The sequence below is a fragment of the Streptomyces sp. TRM64462 genome (assembly GCF_013362995.1).
In the GTDB taxonomy this organism is placed as follows: Bacteria; Actinomycetota; Actinomycetes; order Streptomycetales; family Streptomycetaceae; genus Streptomyces.
This window is the reverse complement of the sequence record NZ_JABWDV010000455.1, coordinates 1-22,919: the sequence shown is the minus strand read 5'-3', so window position 1 is coordinate 22,919 and position 22,919 is coordinate 1. Positions and strand designations below refer to the sequence as shown.

Genomic DNA, 22,919 nt, shown 5'->3' with positions numbered 1-22,919 from the left:
GACAACGGGGCGACCACCCACAAGCCGCGCCAGGTCATCGAGGCCGTGGCCGGCTTCTACGGGACGGCCAACTCCAACATCCACCGCGGCGCGCACACCATGGCCCGGGAGGCCACGGAGGCGTACGAGGCGGGCCGGGCGGCCGTGGCACGGTTCCTCAACGCCCCGTCCCCGGACAGCGTCGTGTTCGTGCGCGGCACCACCGAGGCCGTCAACCTGGTCGCCCAGAGCTGGGGCCGCGGGCTGATCGGGCCGGGCGACGACATCCTCGTACCGGTGCTGGAGCACCACTCCAACATCGTGCCGTGGCAGCTGCTCGCCAAGGAGAGCCGGGCGCGGGTCGTTCCCGTCCCGCTCCTGGAGGACGGCACCATCGACCAGGACGCCTACGCCGACCTGCTGTCCATGCGCACCCGGCTCGTCGTGATCAGCCATGCCTCCAACGTGCTGGGGACGATCCCGCCCGTGCGCGAGATGACCGCCCTCGCCCACCGGTACGGCGCGAAGGTCCTGGTGGACGGGGCGCAGGCGGTGGCGCACCTGCCGGTGGACGTGCAGGCGATCGACGCCGACTTCTACGCGTTCTCCGGGCACAAGCTGTTCGCGCCCACCGGGATCGGCGCCCTGTACGCCAAGCCGGAGGTCCTTGAGACCATGGCACCCTGGCAGGGCGGCGGCAACATGATCGAGTCCGTCCGCTTCGACCGCACCACGTACGCTCCCGTCCCGCACCGCCTGGAGGCCGGCACCGGGCACATCTCCGGCGTCGTCGGGCTGCTGGCCGCCCTGAACTGGCTGACGTCCTTCGGTCAGGAGGCCGTCGCCGCGTACGAGACGTCGCTGCTGGCCTACGCCCGCGAGGCCATGGCGACAGTTCCGGGGCTCGACATCCTGGGCGACGCGCCGGAGCGGGTCGCCGTGCTGACGTTCACCCTGGCCGGGCACGACCCGGGCGCGATCGCCGCGTGGCTCGACCGCGACGGCATCGCCGTGCGCGCCGGGCACCACTGCGCCCAGCCGGCCCTCGCCCACTACGGTCTGACCAGCGCGGCGCGCGCCTCGCTCGCGCTGTACAACACACGGGAGGAGGTGGACCGCCTGGTGGCCTCCCTGCAGGCCCTCCAGCAGACCGCGCCCGGCACCTGAGTCCCCGGCGCCTGAGCCCAGGCGCCTGAGCCACCGGCGCGGCGCCCGTGACGGGCGCCGCGCCGCCCTCGCGCCGGACGTCTGCGCCGCCGCCCTTCAGCTCCGGCCGCGGCCGGTGAGCATGTCCCGCAGGCGGTCCACCATGCCGGCCCCCGGGGCGAGGAGCTTGTTGGCGGGCGGTGTGTCAGGGGCCGCCGGGTGGGGGCGGGTCGGGGCGGTCTTCTTGGCGGAGCGCACCTTGTCGCCCAGCTTGTCCAGTGTCTCGGCGGGGCAGGAGTCGGCGAGGAGGGGGAACAGCCGGTTCTCCTCGTCGTCGACGTGCGCGGTGACGGCCGTCTTGAGCTCGGAGATGAGGCGGTCGAACCGGCCGTCGCCCGGCTCGGACGCCTCCAGCTCCTTGAGCATGCGCTCCACTTCGCTGTGGTCGGCGATCTCCTTGTCGGCGATGTCGTCCCCGTCGTCGACATGCCGGCGCACCGCCGGGTACAGGTACTCCTCCTCGGCGACCGAGTGCCGCACCAGCTCCATGGTGAGCTGATCCGCCAGCTGCCGCTTCCGGTCCCCGCCGGGCGCCGACTGGATCTGCTCGAACAGACGGTCCACCTCGCGGTGGTCCGTGGTGAGTTCCTGGATGACGTTTCCGCCGTTGGCCATGATCAGCGTGCTCCTCGTCGTGTCACGGGGTGGACTCGGCTGTCCGGCAGCCTTGGTCATCGGTTCCACGCCGCCTTCCCCGCGGAACGAGCCCCTGTGCCCCTCCACCCGAGTGGCGGCGCTGTTCAGGAGGCGGGTGCGGGGAGACGGAGGGTCCCGTCGTCGTAGTCGACGGTGATGGAGCCGAAATCGCTCAGCACGTCGGAGCCGAGGAGGCCCTCGATCCCGCCTCCGCCGCGCGGGGGATCGAGGTCGATGACCGTGACGTCGCCCGGGTCAAGCGGCACGTCGCCGACCTTCCACTCGGTCACCTCCGCGACCGGGACCCGCCCCATGCCGAGCACGCCGCTCACCGCGCGCCGTTCACCGGTCAGCCGCAGCCCCGCCTCGTCGGCGACGTCGTCGTCCACCACGCTGGAGGAGGCGCCGGTGTCCAGGGCGAACATGAAGGGCCCCTTGCCGCCGACGGTCACCGGAACGAAAGCGAGCGTGCGGCCGCCCTGCTCCACGACCCGCAGCGGCACCTCGCGGACCGCCCCCGGAGAGGGCGCCGGCCCCTCGTCGTCGCGCTGCTCGTACAGGACACACCCGCCGATGAGCAGCGCCGCCAGGGGAACGGACGCCAGCCGGCGCAGCCCGCGGCGGCCACCGGTGCGTCTGCGATCGCGGTCTTCCATGCGGCTCGGGGTTCCCTGCGGGCCGGGACCCAAACGGGCCGGCCGCCGTGCCGCCGGCCGTGTGGCCGGTCCCGGCCTGGAAACCCGTACGGCATCGAGCACGGCCCGGAGCCGTGCGGCAGGCGGGAGGTGGACGGCGGGTGAAGGCGACGTTCTCGCTGGGGAGGCTCGGCGGGGTCCGTGTCGGGGTGCACTGGAGCGTCCTGGTGATCGTGGCCGTAGTGGCGGTGGCCCTGGCCGGGAGGCTGCCGGACGCCCACCCCGGCCGTCCCACGTGGGCCTACCTGCTGACGGGGCTGGGCGCCGCCGTGGTGTTCCTGCTGTGTCTGCTGGCCCACGAACTGAGCCACGCCGTCGTGGCCCGGCGCCACGGCGTGGCCGTCGAGGACATCACGCTGTGGCTGCTCGGCGGTGTGGCCCGGCTGCGGAGCGAGGCCAGGTCCCCGGGCGCCGAGGTGCGGATCGCCGCCGTGGGACCGCTCGTCAGCCTGGTGCTGGGGCTCGTCTTCGGGCTCGCGGCCGTGGCGGCCGCGGCCACCGCCGGGGCGGGCCTGCTGGTCGAGGCCCTCGTGTGGCTGGCCGTGATCAACGGTGTCCTGGCCGTGTTCAACGCGCTTCCGGCGGCGCCGCTGGACGGCGGCAGGCTGCTGCGCGCCCTGGTGTGGCACCGGACGGGCGACCCGCTGCGGGCCACGGCCGTGGCCACCCGGGCCGGCCGGGCCCTGGGGTGGGTCCTGATCGGCACCGGTCTGTTCCTGATCGTCGTGGGCGCCCTCTTCAGCGGCTTCTGGCTGGTCGTGATCGGCTGGTTCCTCGTCGCCATGGCGACCGGCGAGGGTGCCCGTGCGCGGGCGCGTGAGCTGCTCGGCGGTATCCCCGTAGGCCAGGTGATGAGCGTCGAGCCGACCGTGGTGCCGGACTCGATGACCGTCGGCGCGTTCCTCGCCGATCCCGGCTACCGGTTCCACCACTCCGCCTTCCCCGTCGTGGACCGCGACCGGCGGCCGGTGGGCCTGGTGGAGGTCAAGGCCGCGAGCCGTGTGCCCGAGGAGGACCGGGACGCGCCCGTCACCTCGGCCATGCTCCCGGTGGAGGACGTGCCCACGGCGCGGCCGGACGACTCCCTGGTGGGTCTGCTGGAGGACCTGGAGAGCAGCACCGCGCATCGCGCGCTGGTACTGGAGGACGGGCGGCTCGTCGGAATGGTCACGAGCTCCGACATCAGCCGGGTGACGTCGTGGCTGGCGTCGTCCTCCTCCTGGCGCGGCAGGGCCTTCTGATCCACCGCCTCCCGGCTGACGCCCCGGCACGGAGTTGCGGGCGCGGCCGGGCGGGTACCCGGCGGCCATGCGATGGCAACAGCTCGAAGAAGGGCGCTCCGGCGCCGCGTACGCGCTCGTCCTCGACCCGGGCGAGGACCCCCTCGTCTGCCTGGACGGCTTCGCGCGCGACCGGGACGTGGGAGCCGCCCAGATCACCGCCGTGGGGGCGTTCGAGACGGCCGTGGTGGGATGGTTCGACCGGGGCGCGAAGGACTACCGCCGGATCCCGGTCGACGAGCAGTGCGAGGTACTGTCCCTGGTCGGCGACATCGCCGAGGACGCGGAAGGACCGGCGGCCCATGTGCACACGGTGCTGGGGCTGTCCGACGGCACGACCCGCGGCGGTCACCTGCTGGAGGCACGCGTGTGGCCGACGCTGGAGATCGTCGTGCGCACCAGTCCGGCGGACCTCCGCAAGACGTACCGGCCCGAGATCGGCCTTGCGCTCATCTCACCGTCCGAGGGCGGTCCGACGCAGGCCGGCGCGCCACGACGTCAGCGGTAGTGGGGATACGGCGGGTACACATAGCCCGCGCCCCAGAACGGTGCCATGCCGAAGTACCGGAAGACGTCCTCGTAGTACCGCGTCTCGTCGGCGAGTTCCGGGTCGTACGGCGGGGCGTCGGCCATCCGCACGCGAGACTGGCTGGTGACCACCTGCTCGGCCCGAACGTCGACGACGGCGTCCACCGGGACGAACGTCTTCCTCTCGCCCAGCCCGAGGAAGCCGCCGTGCTCCACGAGGAGGAAGCGCACCCTGCCCTCCTCCTCGTCGATGAGCAGGTCCTCGACCTTCCCGAGCTCGTCGCCCTCGGTGCTGACCACCTTCCGTCCGCGGACGTCCTCCTCCGGGGAGGCCACCGCCCGGCTCGAATCGCTGATCTTCCTCAGGACGGGCACGCCGTTCTTCGCCATCGGGTCATTCCTCGTTCGTCTCGTCCGGCTCAACCGCGCCGCAGCACCTCGCCGGTCCGGGCGTCCACCACGTGCGTCTTTGTCTCCTCCCCCTGGAGACCGGCCACGTCCACGGCCCAGACGACGGTGTCGCCCTGCTGGTCGAGGCGGATCGCCGTCACGGGCCCGTCCGTGGAACCGCGGGCCTCGCGGGCCGCCTCGTCGGGCAGGACGGTCGCCTCGTCCAGGCGCGCGGTCAGCTCGGCCGCGGTGAGGCCGTCCGTGCCCGTACCGGCCGTACTCGTGCCCAGCACGTCACCGAGGACGGCGTCCACCCGTACGGTGTGCACCTCGCCCTGCTGTGTGGCGACCCGGCTCACCCACACCGGATCGGCCGACTCGGGCCGGGTGAGCTCCAGCGACACCAGCTCACTCCCGGTGACCTCCGCCGTCGAGGCCCGGATCGCCCGCGCGTAGTCCACCTCCACGTTCGCGAAGGCCTCGTGCGGTTCGTTGACGGAGTCGTCCTTCCCGCATCCGGCGAGGACCACGACGAGGAGCATCAGCACGGCGGCGAACACCGCCGGCAGCGGCCGGCGGCCTCTTCCCGGAACGATGAATTCCATAAGGACCGATTGACCCGCCGAAAGCGAATGAAACGGATCAAATCACTCGCGGCGAGGTGGGCGGGGTGGGCGAGGAGGCCGCGGGCCGGCGACCGGCCGGCGGCTCACGCTTCCGGCGAGGGCGGTGTGAGCCCGGGTGTGCGGGTGGCCTCCTCGTACGTGGGCAGCTGGGCGTGCATCTGGAGCGCCACCTCGCCCGCCCGTTCGAAGCGGAGGGTCACCCAGGCGTAGTCCCCGCCCCGCAGCTGTTCCTTGAGTCCCCGCAGCACCAGGTGCGGTCTGCCCTCCTCCAGCTCCACCAGGGTCCCGGGAGGTACCGGGAGCGGTCCGCGGGCGGAGCCGTCGGCGGAGACGACGTCCACGGACCGCGCGATCGTGGTCTCCGCGCCGATCAGCCGGTCACCGGTACGCGCCTCGTTGTACAGCCACACGTAGACCGGCGCGTCGGCACCGGCTTCCCAGGCGCCGTCCGGGGGCTCGGCGATATGGGCGTAGCGGATGAGCATGGAGTCGACGCGCGCGTTCGCACCCGGCGGGTTGAACTCGCCCTGGGTGGCGCCGCAGCCCGACAGCACACCTGCCATCAGACAGCCTGCGACGAGTCCGTACGCGACCCTGCGCAGGCGGTGGCTGACATTGCGGTGTCCGTTCATGGGGGTCCTCGCGCCGAGTCGTCGTGGTGCCGGTCGCTCACAGGTGTGCCCTCCGGGAGGCGTGGACGGTCGCCGGATTGCGCCGGACGGCCGAAGGAACCGTCACCGCGGGTGACCCACCCCCCGCGGCGGGTCCGGCGGCGGTCCGGTCAGGTGAGGGGCGCGTAGAGCACTCCCAGCTTGTCGATCTCGTCGCCGGAGCGGCCCGTGAAGCCGACGATCCGCAGGCCGGCGGGTGCCGTGAACGTCACGGTGTCCGAAGTGGCCCTACCGGCGCTCAGCGTGCGGCCCCTGTCGGTGCCGAACGCCGCCGAGAAGACGCGCGTACGCCCGTCCTTCCTGCCCCGGGTGAGCGTCACGGAGGTGAGGTTCTCCCCCGGGGCCAGGGTGAGCGAGACGGCGGTGCCGCCCGTGCCGCCGTGGGCCAGGACCGTACCGCCGTCGTGGGCGAGGGACACCGCGTCCAGGCGGGAACCGCCGCGCAGGGTCAGGACGCGCGGGGAGAGGGCCGCGGGCAGGTCGTCGGCGTCGTTGAAGGCCGTGCCGTGGGGGCCGCCGAAGAAGTCGCTCGCCCGCAGGTCCGCCGGGAGGGACCAGGAGAAGCCGACCCTGTGCGGGTAGTGGTCGGACAGGTGCCTGCCGGACGGGTCGAGGAAGGCCTTCCACTCGTTGCTGTAGGCGGTGGCGGTGAGGTTCACCAGCCTGCTGCCCCGGTAGAGGACCTTGTCGACGACCTCGCAGTCGTTCGTGGGCGCGGCGGAGTCGCAGACCAGCGCGTCGCTGCCGGCCGCGGGGGCCGAGCCGCCGCGTACCAGCCGTACCCAGGCGTCGGTGAGGCCGTTGTCGTGCACGAGCGTGCGGATGTTGTCGCCGGTGCGGGTGTAGCGGGTGTTGGTGTCGCCCATCACGATCACCGCGTTGCCGGACGAGTTGGCCCGGATGAAGGCCGACAGCTGCTCGATGTTGGCGCGGCGGGCCGCCAGGGCGGCGTCCGTGACGTCGGCGTTGGTGTGCACGTTGTAGAGGTCCACGAACACGCCCTCCGCCAGCCGGACCCGGGCGAGCGTGAAGCCCTTCGGGGTGAGGCAGTCGGCGTTCGTACAGGCGCTCCAGCGCACCCGCTGGAAGTCCTCGAACGGGTACGAGGAGAGGGTGTTGAGGCCGTCACCGAAGCCCGCGCCGCCGCTGGTGGCCGTGCGGTGCGGGTGGGCGTCGTTCGCGTACAGCGACGCGTGGTAGTTGAAGTCCTCCTGGACGTTCACGATGTCGTACGGCCCGAGCCGCTGCCCGATCAGCGGGGTGTTGGTCTCCGGGTCGCTGTCGCCCAGGCCGAGTGGCAGGCCCGCGATGTTGTACGTCAGCACGTCGAACGCGCCGGAGGCGACGGCCCCGGATCTCTGGGCGGCGGCCCCGGCCGTGGCCCCGGAGGCGGCGGTCTTCGAGGTGCCGGTCGTGGCGCCTGCGCCGGTGCTGAGCCCGGCCAGGGCGAAAGCGCTTGCTGCGAGGGTGGCGAGAAGTCTGCCCAGGGGGCGCATGAGGGGTGCTCCAGGGAACGTGGGGGACGGTCGTCACATGGTGATGAGGAACACGCCGTCACGCAAGGGCAGTTGGGATCTCGTGTGCGGCGGCCGAGCAGTCGGACGGGCCCTTCCCGCAGGCCGTGCCCTGTGGCGGCCGGGCACCGGCCGGTTCAGGCTGGGCTCAGAGCGGCCGGACGAGGAGAGACGGTGAGTGGCTTGATCGTGGTGGGAGTGGACGGGTCGGAGTCGAGCCTCACCGCCGTGGAGGCCGCGGCGCAGGAGGCTCGGTGGCACGGGGTCGGCCTGCACGTGGTGCACGCGTTCATGTGGCCGGCGATGCACCCTCCTCCGGGCCCGGCGCCGCTGGGACCGCCGGGAGGCGGGCTGCGCGACGTGGTGGAGCGGCTGGTCACCGAGGCCGTGGAGCGCGCCAGGGCCGTGGCACCGGAGGTGGACGTCACCCAGGCCGTGGTGACCGGCGGGCCGCTGCCGGTGCTGGAGGAGCTGTCCCGCACCGCGGAGCTGGTGGTGGTCGGTTCACGCGGCACGGGAGGCTTCGTCGGGCTGCTGGCGGGGTCGACGGCGGTGCACCTGGCGGCCCACGGCCGGTGTCCCGTCATGGTGGTGCGGGAACCGCCGGATCCCGCGGGGCCCGTCGTGCTGGGCGTCGACGGCTCACCGGCCGGCCGGAAGGCCGTCGACTTCGCCTTCGCCGAGGCGGCGCTGCGCGAGGCCGTGCTCGTCGCCGTCCACGCGTACACACCCTGGAACGCGCCGCTGCCTCCGCCGCAGGACCCCTCCCTGCCGTACGCGAACGCGCCGGGCGCGCTCGCCGAGAGCGAGGAGGACCTGCTGGCCCAGGTGCTCGCCGGGCACAGGGAGCGGTATCCGGACGTCCGGGTCGAGCAGCGCGTCGTGCGCGGCGGCACGCGGGAGGCCTTGATCGAGGCGAGCGGGAGTGCCCAGTTGCTGATCGTCGGCGCCAGGGGGCGCGGCGGTTTCACCGGGCTGCTGCTGGGGTCCGTCAGCCAGGCCGTGCTGCACCACGCTCACTGCCCGGTCACCGTCGTACGCGGCGAACCGTGACCCTCGGGGGGGCAGGCCACGCGGTGATCACCGGGCCGAGCCGTCCTGGTCCGCGGGCGCCGGGCGACGCGCGTTCCGGGCGCGGGTGGCCATCAGCGACCAGACGATGGAGACGGTGATGGTCACGGCGATGAAGGTGAGCGTCAGCCAGATGGGGAGCTTGCCGACCGGCGTCTCGGACAGGATGAGCTTGACGCCCGCGAAGGCGAGCAGGACCGCCAGCCCGTAGTGCAGATAGGTGAAGCGGCGCAGCAGCCCGGCGAGGCAGAAGTACAGGCTGCGCAGGCCCAGGATGGCGAACGCGTTGGCGCTCCACACCAGGAAGGTGTGGGTGGTGATCGCGAGGACGGCGGCCACGGAGTCGACGGCGAAGAGAAGGTCGCTCGCCTCGATCGCGACGAGCGCCACGAACAGCAGCGTCGCCACACGCCGCCCGCCGACGCGCGCGAAGAACCTGGTGCCGTGGAACCGCGCGTCGGTGGGAACGGCCTTCCGGACCAGGCGGACGACCGGGTTGCGGTCCGGATCGACCTTCTTGTCCTTGGTCACGGCCATCTTCCAGCCGGTCCAGATCAGGAACGCGCCGAACGCGTACGCGGTCCAGAAGAACAGCTCCAGCAGTTCGGCGCCGACGAAGATGAACACGAACCTGGCCACGAGGGCTCCGATGACGCCCAGGAACAGCACTTTGTGCTGGTAGGCGTCGGGGACGCCGAAGAAGGAGAACACCAGTGCGAAGACGAAGACGTTGTCGATCGACAGCGCCTTCTCGATCAGATACCCGGCGTAGTAGGTGGAGGCGACCTCGCCGTCCTGCCAGGCCAGCAGGATCAGGCCGAAGGACAGACCGGCCACGATCCAGCCCACGCTCCACCAGGTGGCTTCGCGGAGACCGATCACGTGGTGGTCGCGGTGGGCCACGAGATCGATGACGAGCATCACGCCGATGGCGGCGGTGAGCGCGGCCCACACCCACAGAGGGACCGGGAACGACACGTCATTCACACCGGCCGGGTTCCTCGCGGGGCCAGAGGCAAGCGGCCTGCTCCGTCTGCGCGCCCGGTTTGCGGACGGCTCCGCACCGGCGTCCCGTGGGGGGTGAGGGCGCCGCCCGGCTTCCCTCCGGCAGACCGCCGCACAGGAAGCAGGAAGGCAGAGAGATGAGTCCGTTGCGCCGCGTGCCGTTCGTCCTGGCAGGCATGTTCCTGCTCGTCGCCGTCGCCGCCGGATGCGGCGGGGACGGCGGCGGGGACACCGGCGAACAGCCGCGGGCCACCGGGTCACCGCAGGGGCCCGCCACCGTCGCCGTGCGCTCCACCGGAATCGGGGACATCCTGGTGGACGCCGACGGCCGCACGCTGTACCTGTTCGCATCCGACCGCGAGGGGGAGTCCACCTGCTACGACGCGTGTGCGGTGGCGTGGCCCCCACTGCTCACGCAGGGTGACCCCGAAGCGGGTGAAGGGGCCCGGGAGCCGCTGCTCGGCACCATGGTGCGCGAGGACGGACAGACGGCCGTCACCTACGACGGTCAGCCCCTGTACCACTACCAGGGCGACGACGAGCCGGGAGACCTCGAAGGGCAGGGCATCCAGCAGTTCGGGGCCCGCTGGTACGTCGTCGGCCCGGACGGCGAGAGGATCACGGCCACGCCGCAGGACAGGGAGACGCCCGGCGGCTACTGACCGCGAGGGAGACCACGTGATCTGCGGCCAATCGGCTTGCCCCGCCGCGTGGTGACGGGCCGTGCCCCGGCCGTGCGCCCATGATGGTGCGCGGCTCCGGTCCGCCCGCGTGCAAGCCCCCAGGGGCGAGGAGGGGAGAACGACGCGTTGCTGTACCTCCTGGCCGCACACGCGGGCGTCGCGCTGGTCCTCGCGCGGTGGGGCCGGCGGCTCGGGCGTCACGTCTGGTTCGCGGCCGCCCTCGTACCGCTCGCGACCGTCGCGTGGGCGGCCGCCGAGGCGCCCGGAGTCCTCGGCGGCGTACCCGTGGCGGAGTCGGTGCGGTGGGCCCCGTCCCTCGGGCTGACGATCGATCTGCGGCTCGACGGCCTGGCGTCGCTGATGCTGTGGATCGTCGGGGGAGTCGGCGCGCTCGTCCTTCTCTACTCGCGCCACTACGTCGACGAGGACAGGCCCCGCGAGGCGGCGCTCCTGCTGGCCTTCGCCGGGGCGATGAGCGGACTCGTCGTGGCGGACAACCTGTTCGTGCTGTACGTCTTCTGGGAACTGACGACGGTCGTGTCGTTCCTGCTCATCGCGGGACGCGGCACGGAGCAGCCGCGCAGGAAGGCGGCCCGGCAGGCCCTCCTGGTGACGGCGGCCGGCGGTCTGGTGATGCTGCTGGGCTTCGTCCTCCTCGGCGAGACGGCCGGCACGTACACGGTCTCAGCGCTGCTCGCGCGGCCGCCGCGCGGCACGACCGTGGCCGTCGCCGCCGTCCTCATCCTCGTCGGGGCCTTCACCAAGTCGGCTCAGATGCCGCTCCACGGCTGGCTGCCCGCGGCGATGGTCGCGCCGACGCCCGTCAGCGCCTACCTCCACGCCGCCGCGATGGTCAAGGCCGGCGTGTACCTCGTCGCCCGGCTCGCCCCGGCACTGGCCGAGGTCGCGCCGTGGCGCCCCATGGCCCTGACCGTCGGACTCGTCACGATGGTCCTCGCGGCGTGGCGCGCCCTCACCGAGACGGACCTCAAGCGCCTTCTGGCCTACGGCACCGTGAGCGAACTGGGCATGCTCATCGCCCTGTTCGGCGCCGGCACCCGTACGGCCGCCCTGGCCGGGACGGTGATGCTGGCCGCCCACGCCGCGTTCAAGGCCGCGCTCTTCCTGACCGTGGGCATCATCGAACACCGGACCGGGACACGGGACATACGGGAACTGTCCGGGCTCGGCCGGCGCGAACCGGTCCTCTGGGCGGTCGCCGTCCTCGCGGCGGCGTCCATGGCGGGCCTGCCGCCGCTCGTCGGATACGTGGGCAAGGAAGCGTCGTACGCGGCGTTCCTGCACCCCGCGCCGCCGGGCGGCGGCGACGCCTGGCTCCTGTCCGGACTCGTCGTGGGCTCCGCGCTGACGGTGGCGTACGCGGCGCACTTCATGACCGGCGCGTTCGGCGGTGACCGGCAGACCGGCGACGTACGCCTCACCGGGCGGCCCGCGCCGGGCTTCGTCGCCCCGGCGGCCGTGCTGTCGGCCGCGGGCCTCCTCATGGGGATCGGCTATCCGGCCATGGACGCCGTGGCCCGCTCGTACGCCGACAGCTACCCGGCAGGCCCCGACGCCCCGTACGCGCTCGCGCTCTGGCACGGACCGACACCCGAACTCGGCCTGTCCGCCCTGACCGTCACCGCGGGCGCACTCCTCTACGCGGGCTCGCGCCGCCACCTCGGCGACGCCATGGGACGGATCCTCGCGCTGCCCGGCCGATTCCGCGCCGACGACGGCTTCGAGAGGGCACGCGGGGCCCTCGACGCCGCCGCCCACCGGCTGACGGGCCGTACGCAACCGGGTTCCCTCCCGCTGTACCTCACCGTCATCCTGCTGACCGTCAGCGTCGTGCCCGGCGCCGCGCTGGCCGCCATGGCCCCGTCCGTGGGCGTGCCCCGGCTGTCCAGCTCGCTGATCGAGGTTCCCGTCGCGCTGGGCGTGCTCGCGGCCGCGTCCGCGGTGCTCCGGACACGGCACCGGCTGACCGGTGTCCTCCTGGCGGGCGCCGTGGGGTACGGGGTGGCGGTGCTCTTCCTCCTCCAGGGCGCCCCCGACCTGGCACTGACCCAGTTCCTCATCGAGACCATGACGCTGGTCCTGATCGTGCTGGTGCTGCGCCGGATGCCCGCACGCTTCACACCGGGCCGCACCGCGGCACGCGTGCGCCTGGTCCGTGCCACGGCGGCCGCCTTCGTGGGGGCGTTCTTCGCGGCGCTGGCCCTGGTCACCACCTCCGTGGAGCACGGACCCGCCGCGTCGGCCGAGCAGTTGCGCCGCCTCCCCGAGACGGGCGCCCACAACGCGGTGAACGCGATCATCGTCGACTTCCGTGCCCTGGACACCATGGGCGAGATCGCCGTGCTGTTCGTGACGGCCGTCGGAGTGGTCAGCCTGATCCGTGTCTGGCGCGACGGCAGACCGCGCGACGACAGGACGCGGGAGGAGAGCCGGAAGCTGTCACCGGCCGCCCACTGGGACGAGCCGCAGGAGAAGTGGCTGCCGGGAGCGGACGAACGGCCGGGCGAGGAACGGTCCGTACTGCTGGAGGTGGTGACCCGGCTGCTGTTCCCTTCGGCGCTGGTCCTCTCCCTCTTCCTCCTGTTCTCCGGTCATGACCGGCCCGGCGGCGGATTCTCCGGCGGACTCGTGGCCGGCCAGGCCCTCATCCTCCGGTACCTCGTGGGCGGGCGTGCCGATCTCGGGGCGGCCATCCCGGTCGCGCCGGGCACCGTCGCCGGTGCCGGGTTCGCCCTCGCCGCCGGAACGGGGCTCGTACCCGTCTGCTTCAGCCGGGAGCCCTTCACCGCGGTGACGGTCACGACGCACGTGCCGGTGCTCGGCGACGTGGACTTCGTCACGAGCATCGTCTTCGACATCGGTGTCTACGTGCTCGTCATCGGGATCACGCTGAAGCTGCTCTCGGCGGTGGGGGTCTCGCTCGGCCACGGCGGAGAGGACGGAGAGGACGGAGAAGGCGGAGAAGGCGGAGAAGGCGGAGCGGACGAACCGGCCGCCGAGGGACGGAGGGAAGCCCGGTGACCACCCTCGACCTCACCATGGCCGCGGTCGTCGGCGCGCTCTTCGCGATCGGCTTCTACCTGATGCTGCAACGCTCCCTGATGCGTATCGTGCTCGGCTTCCTCCTGCTCGGACACGGGACCAACCTGCTGCTGCTCGTGGCCGGAGGCCCGCCGGGAGAGCCGCCGCTCGTCCCGGGGGACGCGGGCCCGACGGCCGACGTCGCCGACCCGCTGCCCCAGGCGATGGCCCTGACCTCGATCGTCATCACCTTCGGCCTCACGGCGTTCCTGGTGGCGCTCGCCTACCGGTCCTGGCTGCTGTCCGGCCACGACGAGGTCCGCGACGACGTGGAGGACCGGCGCATCGGCGGCTTCGGCGACCGCGAGGAGGAGCGACCGTGAGCGCGCTCACCGCCGTCGTCGTCCTGCTCCCCTTCCTCGCCGCCGGAGCCTCCGTGTTCCCACTGCCGCCGTGGGCGGTACGGAGCGTCAGCACCACCACGCTGACCGTTCTCGTCGGGGCGGGCGTCGCCCTCCTCACGCTGGCGCACACCAGAGGCCCCCTCGCGGTCCACGTGGGGGGCTGGCCGGCACCCGCCGGCATCACCCTGGTCGCCGACCGGCTCTCCGCGCTGCTCCTGACCGTCTCGCTCCTGGTGGCCCTGGCCGTCCTGCTCTTCGCGATCGGACAGGGCACCGCGGAGGAGCGGCCCCAGGCGGCCGTCGTGCTGCACCCCGCCTACCTCGTCCTCGTCGGAGGCGTCAGCCTCGCCTATCTGTCGGGCGACCTGTTCAACCTGTTCGTCGCGTTCGAGGTGACACTCGGCGCCTCGTACGTACTGATCACCCTGGAGGCCCGCGAGGCCCGCACGCGCGCCGCCATGACGTACACGATCGTGAGCCTCACGTCGTCGCTGCTCTTCCTCTCGGTCGTGGCGTTCACGTACGCCGCCACCGGCACGGTGACGCTCGCTCAGCTCGCCGGACGCGTCGCCGTGCTCCCGGACGGACTGGCGGAGGTCCTCGGCCTGCTCCTGCTCACCGTCTTCGGCATCAAGTCGGCGCTCGTCCCGCTCCACTTCTGGCTGCCCGACAGCTATCCCACCGCTCCCGCCCCCATCACCGCCGTGTTCGCCGCGCTCCTGACGAAGGTGGCCTTCTACGCGATCCTGCGCACACAGACGCTCATCTTCCCCCGCGACGAGGCGTGGGTCCTGCTCGCGGTCGTCGCCGTGGCCACCATGCTGGTCGGCATCCTCGGCGCGATCGCCCAGGACGACATCAACCGGCTGCTCTCGTTCACCCTGGTCAGCCACATCGGGTTCATGCTGTTCGGACTCGCCCTGTTCGACACGGCCGGGCTCACCGGGACGATCCTCTACATGGTCCATCACATCGTCGTGCAGGGCGCGCTCTTCCTCACCGCCGGCCTGGTCGCACGGCGGACCGGGACGTCGGCGCTCCACCGTATGAAAGGCCGGCTCGCCCTCCCCACGGGGATCGCCGTCCTGTTCGCCCTTCCCGCGCTCAGCATCGCCGGCGTCCCGCCCTTCTCCGGGTTCATCGCGAAGATCACCCTGCTGCGCGCCGGGGCGTCCGAGGCGGGGCCGACCGGGTACGCGCTGGCCTCGGCGGCCGTCCTCACGAGCGTGCTCACGCTCTACGCCATGGCGAGGGTGTGGAGTGCCGTGTTCTGGGGTGCGCCCGACGACCTCCGCGGCAGTGCGGTGGTGTACAAGGGCGACGGGGGGCACCAGGCGAGGGGGACCGGCAGGGGCGGGCTGCTGATGTTCGCCGCCACCGCCGCCCTGGTGGTGACCGGTCTGCTGCTCGCCGCGTTCGCGGCACCGCTGGCCGGTGTCGCGGCGGGCGCCGCCGACGACCTGGTCCACCCCGGCTCGTACCGGTCCGAGGTGCTCACTGAGGAGGAACCATGAGGAGACCCGGCCGGCGGATCGCGGCGGGGCACCTGCCCACGGTGGGCTGGCTGTGGCTGCTGTGGGTCATGCTGTGGGGTTCGTACAGCGTCCCCGTCGTCGTGAGCGGCCTCGCGGTGGCGGCGGGTGTGGTCGTCCTCTTCCCGCTGCCCCCTCTGACGTCCCGTGTGAAGTGGCGGCCCCTGCGAGTGCTGCTGATCATCGGCCACACCGTCGTCGACGTCCTGGCCTCCGCGGTCGCCGTCGGCTGGGAGGCCGTGCGCCACGGCCCCAAGACCTCCGCGGCGCTCATCCGGGTCCCGCTGCGCGCCGACACGGACCTCACGGTGACCGCGGTGGCGAACCTCACGACGCTGACGCCGGGAACGCTCGTGCTGGAGATCGACCGCCGCGAGCGCCTGCTGTACGTCCACGCCCTGCCGGTGCGCGACGACCAGGGGGTCGAGCACCGCCGACGGGAGGTACGGGCCGCCGACGGCCGTGTCGTCGCCGCCCTCGGCCGCGGCTCCGCCACCGAGGGCGACACCCGGCACGGGAGAGGCCGGCACGGGGGAGGCCCGAACGGGAGAGGCCGGCACGGGGGAGAGGACGACGACCGATGACCGGCGTACTGCTCGTCAGCCTCGCCATGATCGCGGCCGCCGCCGTGCTGACGCTGCTGCGCCTGCTGCGGGGCCCGGCGGCCCTGGATCGTATCGTCGCCCTGGACGTCCTCGTCACCATGGTCGTCGCCGCCGTGGCCGTGCACATGACGGTCCGGGGCGACCCCACTCCGCTCCCCGTGCTCATCGTGCTGGCGCTGCTCGCGTTCATCGGTTCGGTGACCGCGGCGCACCTCATCGAGCGGCGGGAGGGCATGCGGTGAGGGGCGACACCGTACGGGACGGCGTGGCGGCGGTCCTGGTGCTGTGCGGCAGCGGCTTCTGCCTGCTCGCCGCGCTGGGACTGCTGCGCTTCCCGGACACGGTGACCCGGCTGCACGCCGCGGCCAAGGCCCAGTCGGCGGGGCTGCTGCTCGTACTCCTGGGCGCCGCCGTCCGGATGCCGGCGCGCGTCGCCCCGGCGCTGCTGGTGATCGCCCTGTTCCAGCTGGTCACCGCGCCGGTCACCGCCCAGATCGTCGGACGCGTCGCCTACCGCACGCGTTCCGTCGACCGGCGGACGCTGGTGCGCGACGAACTGGAGGAGCGGCTGTTCCCGGACGACACGTCCGACGCCGGCACGCCGCCGCCGGACCCCGACGACGAGACGTCCTAGACGACGAGACGTCCTAGACGACGAGACGTCCTAGCCGACAGCGAGGACCAGCTTCCCGCGCACCCGGCCCTCCCGGCTGATCCGCTGTGCCTCCGCGGCCTTCTCCAGGGGCAGGACCTCCTGGATCTCGACGTGTACGGCGCCGGAGTCGATCAGGGCGCCGATCCGGCGGAGCGCCCCGCCGTCGGGGGCGACGATGACGCGGCGGGCCGTGATCCCGGGCAGGCGATGTGCCTCGTCCACGGGTTCCGGCAGCGTGATGAGGGTGCCGCCGGGGCGCAGCAGCCGCCACGACGCGTGCTGCACGGGGCCGCCGACGATGTCCAGGACGACGTCGAACGGTTCCCCGGCGGCCAGGTCCGCCGCCGCCCGGTCCACCGGCTCGTCGACACCGAGCCCGCGCAGGAACTCCATGTTGCGGGCCGAGGCGGTGGCGGTGACGTGCGCCCCGAGGTGCCGGGCGAACTGCACGGCGAAGTGGCCGACGCCGCCCGCGCCCGCGTGCACCAGGACACGCAGGCCCTCCGTCACCCCCGCCGCCTCCAGCGCCTGCCAGGCCGTCAGCGCGGCCAGCGGCACACCTGCGGCCTCCGCGTAGGAGAGGCGGTCCGGCTTGGGCGCAACGGCGGAGGCGGGCAGAACGCACAGCTCCTGGTACGCGCCGCCGTACGGCAGCGGAAGCATTCCGTACACGGCCTCGCCGACCGCCGGGCCGCCCGGCACCGACCTCCGCACCACACCCGCGACGTCCCAGCCCATCCCCAGCGGGAACGACCGGTCGCTGCGCACGGCCCCTTCGCGATGCTTCCAGTCGACCGGGTTCACCCCGGCCGCCATGACCTCCACCAGCACCTCTCCGTCCGCCGGAGCCGGTGCCGGCTGCCGCTCCGTGTATTCCAGAACGCTCTCGTCGCCGTACCGGGAGAAGACCACCGCGCGCATCGAAGCCGCTCCTGTCGTGTCGCAAGTCATGAGCCGCCCGGCGCCGTGCAGGGGCCGGGGGCGTGGTGCGGGTCGCACCTCCCTCACCCTCGCGGCGCCGCCGAAGCGGAGCCATTACCCCGCCGGTACCAGGCACGAGGCGGGAGGCGGACCGGCAGGTCCGGCCAAGGGGGTACCGGCAGGGACAGGCGGCGGGATGCCGTTCCCGCGCATACTGGCGCGCATGAAAGCAGCCAACGAACTCGGCTCCTTCCTGAGGTCGCGGCGCTCCCGGGTGAGCCCGGCCGAGGCCCGGATCCCCGTCCTGGGCCGCCGCCGGGTCACGGGGCTGCGCCGCGAGGAGGTGGCCGACCTCGCGGGCGTGAGCCTCGTCTACTACACGCGCCTCGAACAGGGCCGCGCCCACAACCCGTCCGAGGCCGTGCTGGACGCCCTGGCACGCGTGCTGCGTCTGGACACCACGGAGCGCGCGCACCTGTACGACCTGGCGCACCGGGCAGGCCACCGGAACGCCGCTGTGCCACCGGGGGGCCTCCGGGACGAGCACCGGGACTCCGCGGACGCCGAGAGCGAGCTTCCTCACATGGCCGTGCGGGAGGAGTTGCACCGCCTCCTCGCCGTCGTGGGGGCCGTCCCGGCGTACGTCCTGACACCGGCGATGGACGTCCTCGCCGCCAACGACCTGGCCCGTGCCCTCGTGGGCGGCCTCGGCGGAGCCCCGGCGGGACGGCTGAACCTCGCACGTCACGTCTTCCTCGACCCCACCGCCCAGGACCTGTACCCGAGGTGGGAGGACGTGGCCCGGCAGACCGTCGGGTTCCTGCGGTTCTCCGCGGGCCGTCGGCCCGCCGACGCGCGGCTCGCCGGGGTCGTGGCGGAACTGAGCCGCCGCAGCCCGCGGTTCCGGGGATGGTGGGCGGCCCAGGAGGTGCGGGAGAAGACGCACGGGACGAAGAGCTTCCGCCATCCGCTCGTCGGCGGGTTCGACCTGGCGTACGAGACACTCCTGCTGCCCGGGGACGAGGGCAGGTCGCTGGTCGTCTTCACCGCCCCTGACGCGGCCGCGGAGGCGGCGCTGCGGCTGCTGGGGAGCTGGACGGCGCCGACCGCACCGCATGCGCCGACCGCACCGCATGCGCCGGGCACGCCGGTCGCGCCGGACACGCCGGTCGCGCCGGGCACATCGGCCACCGGGCCGCTGACCGCTGCCCCCCGCTCCTGAACCGGTCCCGGCGAGGGGCGGGTTGCGCCCTGTGGTAGCTTGCGCAGGCCAGTCGCACTCCGTGCACGCGTACCCGCGTGTACGTGGGTCAGGGAATCCGGTGGGAATCCGGAACTGACGCGCAGCGGTGAGGGTGACGGGCGTGGCCTGAGAAGCCACTGGGCCGGAGAACCGGTCCGGGAAGGCGCCACGTCCGAGTGATCCCGAGTCCGAAGACCTGCTGGCGGTATCCGTACGAACGGGCCCCGCGCATGGGCCCTCGACGCTGAGGACAACGACGTGACCGCCACGCGCCCGACCGCTTCCTTCGCCATGCTCCTGTGCGGAGCACTGCTCCTCACCGGATGCGGAACCTCCGCCCCTTCGCCCTCCTCGTCGCCGTCGGCCCCGGCGGCGGCACGCGTGCTCGACAACTGCGGGCAGAAGGTGAAGATCGCGGGAGACGGCCCCCAGCGGGCCGTCTCGCTGAACCAGGGCACCACAGAGATCATGCTGTCGCTCGGTCTCGCCGACCGCATGGCCGGGACGGCGACCTGGACCGACCCGGTCATGAAGGGACTGGAGAAGGCCAACGCCGGTGTGCCGCGGCTCGCCGAGAACCGGCCGTCCTTCGAGAAGGTCCTGGAGGCCGAACCCGACTTCGTCGCGGCCTCCTTCGCCTCCACCCTCGGCAAGGGCGGTGTGGCCACGCGGGAGCAGTTCGAGAAGCTCGGCGTGCCCACGTACCTCTCCCCCTCCGACTGCGTCGGCAAGGACAACAGCGGCGACGGCGACGGCGTCCGCACCACGCCCCTCACGATGGACACCGTCCACGGTGAAGTGCGGGACATCGCCCGTGTCTTCGGCGTCCAGGAACGCGGCGACGAGCTGATCGCGCGGCTCACCGCCCGTGTCACCAAGGCGACCGCGGGGCTCGACGCCTCGGACGTCACCCTCCTGTACTGGTTCTCCGACGCCAAGTCCCCGTACATGGCGGGCTGCTGCGGCGCCCCCGGCATCATCACCAAGGAGATCGGGGCCAGGAACGTCTTCGACGACACGACCGAGGAATGGCCGCAGATCAACTGGGAGACCGTCGCCGACCGCGACCCCGACGTGCTGGTCATCGGTGACCTCACCCGCAGGTCGCAGACCGCGGAGAGCGCCGCGAAGAAGATCGAGTTCCTGGAGTCGAACCCGGTCACCAAGAACATGGACGCCGTACGCAACAAGCGGTACGTCCTCCTCAGCGGCCAGGCGATGAACCCCACCATCCGTACGGTGGAGGGCATCGAACAGGTCGCCGCCGCGCTCCGCGACTTCGGCCTCGCGAAGTGACCGCGGCCCTGCTGCGCACGGCGGCGGGGCTCGTCGCACTCGCCGTCTCCATTGCCCTGGCCATCACCATCGGCCCGGCGGACATCGGCGTCACCGACGTCTGGTCCGTCGTCGCCTCCCACCTCGGCGGGCAGGAGTCCGGGCTCACCCCGATCCGCGACGGCATCGTGTGGAACCTCCGGCTTCCGCGCACCCTGCTGGCCGCCGTGTGCGGAGCCGGACTCGCCCTGTGCGGCGCGGTCATGCAGTCCCTGCTGCGCAACCCGCTCGCCGACCCGTTCGTCCTCGGGGTGTCCTCCGGGGCCTCCACCGGGGCGGTCGTCGTGGTCGTCCTCGGCGCCGGCGGCGGAATCCTGTCGGTCTCCGGAGGAGCCTTCGCGGGCGCCGTGTGCTCGTTCGCCGCGATGCTCCTGCTGAGCCACACCCTCGGCGGGACCACCGACCGGGTCGTGCTCTCCGGCGTCGCCGCGATGCAGCTTTTCTCCGCACTCACCTCCTTCGTCGTCGTCACGTCCGCCGACGCCGAGACCACTCGCGGCGTGCTGTTCTGGCTGCTCGGCTCCCTCAGCGGCGCGGGCTGGGCCGACGTATGGCTGTGCCTCGGCGCCCTGGTGCTCGCGGTCGCCGTCTGCCTCGGACACGCGAGGACCCTGGACGCGTTCGCCTTCGGACAGGACGCGGCGGCGACGCTGGGCGTCGACGTCGCCCGCGCGCGACTCGTCCTGCTCTGCGTCACCGCCCTGCTCACCGCCGCACTCGTCAGCGCCGCCGGCGCCATCGGCTTCGTCGGCCTCGTGCTGCCGCACGCCGCCCGCGCACTCGTCGGCCCGTCGCACGGACGGCTGCTGCCCGTCGCGGCGCTGGGCGGGGCGGTCTTCCTCGTGTGGATCGACACCGTCGCCCGCACCGTCATCGACCCGCAGGAGGTCCCCGTCGGCGTCATGACCTCACTGGTCGGTGTCCCCGCCTTCGTCCTCGTCCTGTACCGCACCCGGAGGAGCCGCCGATGACCCTCAGCGCCGACCGCGTCTCCCGCACCGCCGACGGACGGCTGATCCTCGACGGGGTCAGCATCACCCCGCCGCCCGGGGCCCTGACAGGCCTCCTCGGCCCCAACGGCTCGGGGAAGTCCACCCTGCTGCGCATCCTGTGCGGCGTCCTGGCCCCCGCCTCCGGAGTGGTCACGCTGGACGGCCACCCCCTGGACGGCCTGCGCCGCCGGGACATCGCCCGGCGCGTCGCCGTCGTCGAGCAGCAGGCGGACACCCTCGTCGAACTGACCGCCGCCGACGTCGTACGCCTCGGCCGCACCCCCCACCGGCGCGCCTGGGCGCCGCCGTCGCCGGACGACGAGCGTGTCGTCGGCGACGCCCTGGAGCGCACCGGTCTGACCGACCGGGCGGACCGGCCCTGGCACACCCTGTCCGGCGGCGAACGCCAGCGCGTGCAGATCGCCCGGGCCCTCGCCCAGGAGCCGCGCGAGCTGCTCCTCGACGAACCGACCAACCACCTCGACATCCAGCACCAGCACGAACTGCTGCACCTCGTCCGCACCCTCGCGGTCACCGGCGTCGTCGCCCTGCACGACCTCAACCTCGCCGCGCTGTACTGCCACCACGTGGTGGTCCTCCGGGAGGGACGCGTCGTCACCGCCGGCACACCCCGGGACGTGCTGACCGAAAGGCTGATCGCCGACGTCTACGGCGTCCGCGTCGCCGTCACCGATCCGGAGGGGGACGGCCGCCCGCACATACGGGTGCTCGGCACCGCGGCGCAGCACCGCCGGACCGCCGCCGCCGAGCGGTGAGCGGTCACCTGACCGGGAGCGGGACCGCCCGCTCGGCCGCCGGGCGGGGGCCGAAGATCCGGCGGTCCTCCTCGGCGATGCGGACGTCGTCGATGCTCGCCTCCCGGCGGCGCATCAGCCCGTCCTCGGCGAACTCCCACAGCTCGTTGCCGTAGGCGCGCCACCACCGGCCGGCCGTGTCGTGGTACTCGTACTGGAACCGCACGGCGATCCGGTCGCCACCGAAGCTCCACAGCTCCTTGCGCAGGGCGTAGCCGAGTTCGCGGGCCCACTTCTCGCGCAGGAAGGCCACGATCTCGTCCCGGCCGGTGACGAAGCGGTCCCGGTTCCGCCAGACCGAGTCCTCGGTGTAGGCGAGCGCGACGGCTTCGGGATCGCGGGTGTTCCACGCGTCCTCGGCGGCCTGGACCTTACGGAGCGCGGTCTCCTCGTCGAACGGCGGGAACGGCGGGCGCGGTGCCATGGCGGGCTCCTTCTGTCGTGAGCGACACGCACCTGGAGAACGGTCGTTCTCCAGGTGTCGGCTACTCTAGAGAACGATCGTTCTCGACGCCAGTGGGAGATGCCGTGGATCCCGACGAAGCCCGCTCCAGGCTGCTCGACACCGCCGAGCGGCTGTTCTACGAACGCGGGGTCCAGGCCGTCGGCATGGACGAACTCCGCACCGCCTCCGGGGTGTCGCTGAAGCGGCTCTACCAGTGCTTCCCCTCCAAGTCCGATCTGGTGGAGGGGTACCTGAGGCGCCGCGACGAGCGGTGGCGCACCGCTCTGGCCCGCCATGTCGCCCAGCACGGCACCACGCCGCGCGACCGGCTGCTCGCGGTGTTCGACTGGCTGCACGCGTGGTGCGACGATCCCGGGTTCAGAGGCTGCGCCTTCATCAACGCGTTCGGCGAGCTGGGCGCCACATCGGACGCGGTGGCCGGCGCCGCCCGCGACCACAAGCGCGCCCTCCAGGAGTACGTGACCGGTCTCGCCCGCGAACTGCCCGTCGACGACCCGGTGGCGCTGGGCGGGCAACTGCTGTTGCTGATCGACGGCGCCATCACCACCGCCGCGATCAGTGGCGATCCTGCCGCCGCCCGGCAGGCACGCGTGGCGGCCGAGACCCTCATCACGGCCGCGACCGG

25 protein-coding genes and 1 riboswitch are annotated in these 22,919 nt (G+C 72.9%); of the genes, 16 read left to right on the top strand and 9 right to left on the bottom strand.

The window, feature by feature from the left end; all coding sequences use genetic code 11:
• On the top strand, positions 1-1,146 hold a 1,146-nt coding region (locus tag HTZ82_RS29755), incomplete at its 5' end, for a cysteine desulfurase (protein WP_175412497.1).
• A 96-nt stretch (positions 1,147-1,242) separates the two neighbouring features.
• On the opposite strand, the gene HTZ82_RS29750 is transcribed toward HTZ82_RS29755, so the two are convergent.
• Together HTZ82_RS29750 and HTZ82_RS29745 are read right to left on the bottom strand one after the other, a co-directional pair.
• A complete protein-coding gene (locus tag HTZ82_RS29750; protein WP_175412496.1) occupies positions 1,243-1,800 on the bottom strand; it encodes a hemerythrin domain-containing protein in 558 nt (185 codons plus the stop codon).
• 125 nt (positions 1,801-1,925) lie between these two features.
• The gene (locus tag HTZ82_RS29745) at positions 1,926-2,477 is read right to left on the bottom strand and encodes a retropepsin-like aspartic protease (protein ID WP_175412495.1); all 552 of its coding nucleotides are present in this window, start codon (positions 2,475-2,477) and stop codon (positions 1,926-1,928) included.
• A 140-nt stretch (positions 2,478-2,617) separates the two neighbouring features.
• Between HTZ82_RS29745 and HTZ82_RS29740 the strand changes: the two genes are divergently transcribed.
• Positions 2,618-3,757: a site-2 protease family protein gene (locus HTZ82_RS29740; protein ID WP_175412494.1), complete on the top strand. Its 1,140-nt coding sequence runs from the start codon at positions 2,618-2,620 to the stop codon at positions 3,755-3,757.
• Positions 3,758-3,824: 67 nt separating this feature from the next.
• Entirely contained in the window at positions 3,825-4,304 is a 480-nt protein-coding gene (locus HTZ82_RS29735; protein ID WP_175412493.1) for a PPC domain-containing DNA-binding protein, read from the top strand.
• On the opposite strand, the gene HTZ82_RS29730 is transcribed toward HTZ82_RS29735, so the two are convergent.
• The 4 genes from HTZ82_RS29730 to HTZ82_RS29715 all read right to left on the bottom strand — a co-directional run bounded on the left by HTZ82_RS29730 (position 4,295) and on the right by HTZ82_RS29715 (position 7,498).
• The gene (locus HTZ82_RS29730) at positions 4,295-4,714 is read right to left on the bottom strand and encodes a PRC-barrel domain-containing protein (RefSeq protein ID WP_175412492.1); all 420 of its coding nucleotides are present in this window, start codon (positions 4,712-4,714) and stop codon (positions 4,295-4,297) included. The genes HTZ82_RS29735 and HTZ82_RS29730 overlap by 10 nt on opposite strands.
• 29 nt (positions 4,715-4,743) lie before the next feature.
• On the bottom strand, positions 4,744-5,319 hold the full coding sequence (locus HTZ82_RS29725) for a PepSY domain-containing protein (RefSeq protein ID WP_175412491.1): 576 nt from the start codon (positions 5,317-5,319) through the stop codon (positions 4,744-4,746).
• Between the two features lie 104 nt (positions 5,320-5,423).
• Positions 5,424-5,972, bottom strand: coding sequence for a copper chaperone PCu(A)C (locus HTZ82_RS29720; protein ID WP_254712206.1), 549 nt, complete (start codon positions 5,970-5,972; stop codon positions 5,424-5,426).
• A 149-nt stretch (positions 5,973-6,121) separates the two neighbouring features.
• Positions 6,122-7,498, bottom strand: coding sequence for a jacalin-like lectin (locus HTZ82_RS29715; RefSeq protein ID WP_175412500.1), 1,377 nt, complete (start codon positions 7,496-7,498; stop codon positions 6,122-6,124).
• Between the two features lie 201 nt (positions 7,499-7,699).
• Here HTZ82_RS29715 and HTZ82_RS29710 point away from each other — a divergent pair, with 201 nt between their 5' ends.
• On the top strand, positions 7,700-8,578 hold the full coding sequence (locus HTZ82_RS29710; RefSeq protein WP_175412490.1) for a universal stress protein: 879 nt from the start codon (positions 7,700-7,702) through the stop codon (positions 8,576-8,578).
• A 27-nt stretch (positions 8,579-8,605) separates the two neighbouring features.
• Here HTZ82_RS29710 and HTZ82_RS29705 read toward each other — a convergent pair whose 3' ends face one another.
• Positions 8,606-9,583, bottom strand: coding sequence for a TerC family protein (locus HTZ82_RS29705; protein ID WP_175412489.1), 978 nt, complete (start codon positions 9,581-9,583; stop codon positions 8,606-8,608).
• A 155-nt stretch (positions 9,584-9,738) separates the two neighbouring features.
• Between HTZ82_RS29705 and HTZ82_RS29700 the strand changes: the two genes are divergently transcribed.
• From HTZ82_RS29700 to mnhG, 7 genes are all read left to right on the top strand, one after another.
• Entirely contained in the window at positions 9,739-10,263 is a 525-nt protein-coding gene (locus HTZ82_RS29700; protein WP_175412488.1) for a hypothetical protein, read from the top strand.
• A gap of 147 nt (positions 10,264-10,410) precedes the next feature.
• On the top strand, positions 10,411-13,326 hold the full coding sequence (locus tag HTZ82_RS29695) for a Na+/H+ antiporter subunit A (RefSeq protein WP_175412487.1): 2,916 nt from the start codon (positions 10,411-10,413) through the stop codon (positions 13,324-13,326).
• Entirely contained in the window at positions 13,323-13,709 is a 387-nt protein-coding gene (locus HTZ82_RS29690; RefSeq protein WP_309235772.1) for a Na(+)/H(+) antiporter subunit C, read from the top strand. Before HTZ82_RS29695 ends, HTZ82_RS29690 begins: the two co-directional genes overlap by 4 nt.
• Positions 13,706-15,244: a Na+/H+ antiporter subunit D gene (locus HTZ82_RS29685; RefSeq protein WP_175412486.1), complete on the top strand. Its 1,539-nt coding sequence runs from the start codon at positions 13,706-13,708 to the stop codon at positions 15,242-15,244. The genes HTZ82_RS29690 and HTZ82_RS29685 overlap by 4 nt, the downstream gene beginning before the upstream one ends.
• On the top strand, positions 15,241-15,846 hold the full coding sequence (locus tag HTZ82_RS29680) for a Na+/H+ antiporter subunit E (protein ID WP_175412485.1): 606 nt from the start codon (positions 15,241-15,243) through the stop codon (positions 15,844-15,846). The genes HTZ82_RS29685 and HTZ82_RS29680 overlap by 4 nt, the downstream gene beginning before the upstream one ends.
• Positions 15,843-16,109, top strand: a complete 267-nt coding sequence (locus HTZ82_RS29675; protein ID WP_175412484.1) for a monovalent cation/H+ antiporter complex subunit F — start codon at positions 15,843-15,845, stop codon at positions 16,107-16,109. Before HTZ82_RS29680 ends, HTZ82_RS29675 begins: the two co-directional genes overlap by 4 nt.
• Positions 16,106-16,501 (top strand): monovalent cation/H(+) antiporter subunit G, encoded by a 396-nt coding sequence (gene mnhG / locus HTZ82_RS29670; RefSeq protein ID WP_175412483.1) that lies wholly within the window; start codon positions 16,106-16,108, stop codon positions 16,499-16,501. Before HTZ82_RS29675 ends, mnhG begins: the two co-directional genes overlap by 4 nt.
• Positions 16,502-16,531: 30 nt before the next feature.
• Here the strand turns inward: mnhG and HTZ82_RS29665 are convergent, their stop codons facing one another.
• Positions 16,532-17,443 carry an NADP-dependent oxidoreductase gene (locus tag HTZ82_RS29665; RefSeq protein ID WP_175412482.1) on the bottom strand — a complete coding sequence of 304 codons (912 nt, stop codon included), beginning with the start codon at positions 17,441-17,443 and terminating at the stop codon, positions 16,532-16,534.
• Positions 17,444-17,666: 223 nt separating this feature from the next.
• Between HTZ82_RS29665 and HTZ82_RS29660 the strand changes: the two genes are divergently transcribed.
• From HTZ82_RS29660 to HTZ82_RS29645, 4 genes are all read left to right on the top strand, one after another.
• Positions 17,667-18,665, top strand: coding sequence for a helix-turn-helix transcriptional regulator (locus tag HTZ82_RS29660; protein ID WP_175412481.1), 999 nt, complete (start codon positions 17,667-17,669; stop codon positions 18,663-18,665).
• A gap of 50 nt (positions 18,666-18,715) precedes the next feature.
• A riboswitch (cobalamin riboswitch) is annotated at positions 18,716-18,905 on the top strand.
• Between the two features lie 72 nt (positions 18,906-18,977).
• The gene (locus HTZ82_RS29655) at positions 18,978-19,982 is read left to right on the top strand and encodes an ABC transporter substrate-binding protein (protein ID WP_175412498.1); all 1,005 of its coding nucleotides are present in this window, start codon (positions 18,978-18,980) and stop codon (positions 19,980-19,982) included.
• Positions 19,979-20,992 carry an iron ABC transporter permease gene (locus tag HTZ82_RS29650; protein WP_175412480.1) on the top strand — a complete coding sequence of 338 codons (1,014 nt, stop codon included), beginning with the start codon at positions 19,979-19,981 and terminating at the stop codon, positions 20,990-20,992. The genes HTZ82_RS29655 and HTZ82_RS29650 overlap by 4 nt, the downstream gene beginning before the upstream one ends.
• Positions 20,989-21,789 (top strand): ABC transporter ATP-binding protein, encoded by an 801-nt coding sequence (locus tag HTZ82_RS29645; protein ID WP_175412479.1) that lies wholly within the window; start codon positions 20,989-20,991, stop codon positions 21,787-21,789. The genes HTZ82_RS29650 and HTZ82_RS29645 overlap by 4 nt, the downstream gene beginning before the upstream one ends.
• 4 nt (positions 21,790-21,793) lie before the next feature.
• Here the strand turns inward: HTZ82_RS29645 and HTZ82_RS29640 are convergent, their stop codons facing one another.
• Entirely contained in the window at positions 21,794-22,252 is a 459-nt protein-coding gene (locus HTZ82_RS29640; protein ID WP_175412478.1) for a nuclear transport factor 2 family protein, read from the bottom strand.
• A gap of 104 nt (positions 22,253-22,356) precedes the next feature.
• Here HTZ82_RS29640 and HTZ82_RS29635 point away from each other — a divergent pair.
• Positions 22,357-22,919: TetR/AcrR family transcriptional regulator (locus HTZ82_RS29635; RefSeq protein WP_175412477.1), on the top strand; the 563-nt coding region annotated here is incomplete at its 3' end.

Coding starts and splice junctions, on each gene's coding strand:
- HTZ82_RS29735 (WP_175412493.1), top strand. CDS start 3,825: ATGCGATGGCAACAGCTCGAAGAAGGGCGCTCCGGCGCCGCGTACGCG.
- HTZ82_RS29725 (WP_175412491.1), bottom strand. CDS start 5,319: ATGGAATTCATCGTTCCGGGAAGAGGCCGCCGGCCGCTGCCGGCGGTG.
- HTZ82_RS29665 (WP_175412482.1), bottom strand. CDS start 17,443: ATGCGCGCGGTGGTCTTCTCCCGGTACGGCGACGAGAGCGTTCTGGAA.
- HTZ82_RS29675 (WP_175412484.1), top strand. CDS start 15,843: ATGACCGGCGTACTGCTCGTCAGCCTCGCCATGATCGCGGCCGCCGCC.
- HTZ82_RS29655 (WP_175412498.1), top strand. CDS start 18,978: ATGCTCCTGTGCGGAGCACTGCTCCTCACCGGATGCGGAACCTCCGCC.
- HTZ82_RS29750 (WP_175412496.1), bottom strand. CDS start 1,800: ATGGCCAACGGCGGAAACGTCATCCAGGAACTCACCACGGACCACCGC.
- HTZ82_RS29700 (WP_175412488.1), top strand. CDS start 9,739: ATGAGTCCGTTGCGCCGCGTGCCGTTCGTCCTGGCAGGCATGTTCCTG.
- HTZ82_RS29720 (WP_254712206.1), bottom strand. CDS start 5,972: ATGAACGGACACCGCAATGTCAGCCACCGCCTGCGCAGGGTCGCGTAC.
- HTZ82_RS29645 (WP_175412479.1), top strand. CDS start 20,989: ATGACCCTCAGCGCCGACCGCGTCTCCCGCACCGCCGACGGACGGCTG.
- HTZ82_RS29660 (WP_175412481.1), top strand. CDS start 17,667: ATGAAAGCAGCCAACGAACTCGGCTCCTTCCTGAGGTCGCGGCGCTCC.
- HTZ82_RS29730 (WP_175412492.1), bottom strand. CDS start 4,714: ATGGCGAAGAACGGCGTGCCCGTCCTGAGGAAGATCAGCGATTCGAGC.
- HTZ82_RS29680 (WP_175412485.1), top strand. CDS start 15,241: ATGAGGAGACCCGGCCGGCGGATCGCGGCGGGGCACCTGCCCACGGTG.
- HTZ82_RS29640 (WP_175412478.1), bottom strand. CDS start 22,252: ATGGCACCGCGCCCGCCGTTCCCGCCGTTCGACGAGGAGACCGCGCTC.
- HTZ82_RS29745 (WP_175412495.1), bottom strand. CDS start 2,477: ATGGAAGACCGCGATCGCAGACGCACCGGTGGCCGCCGCGGGCTGCGC.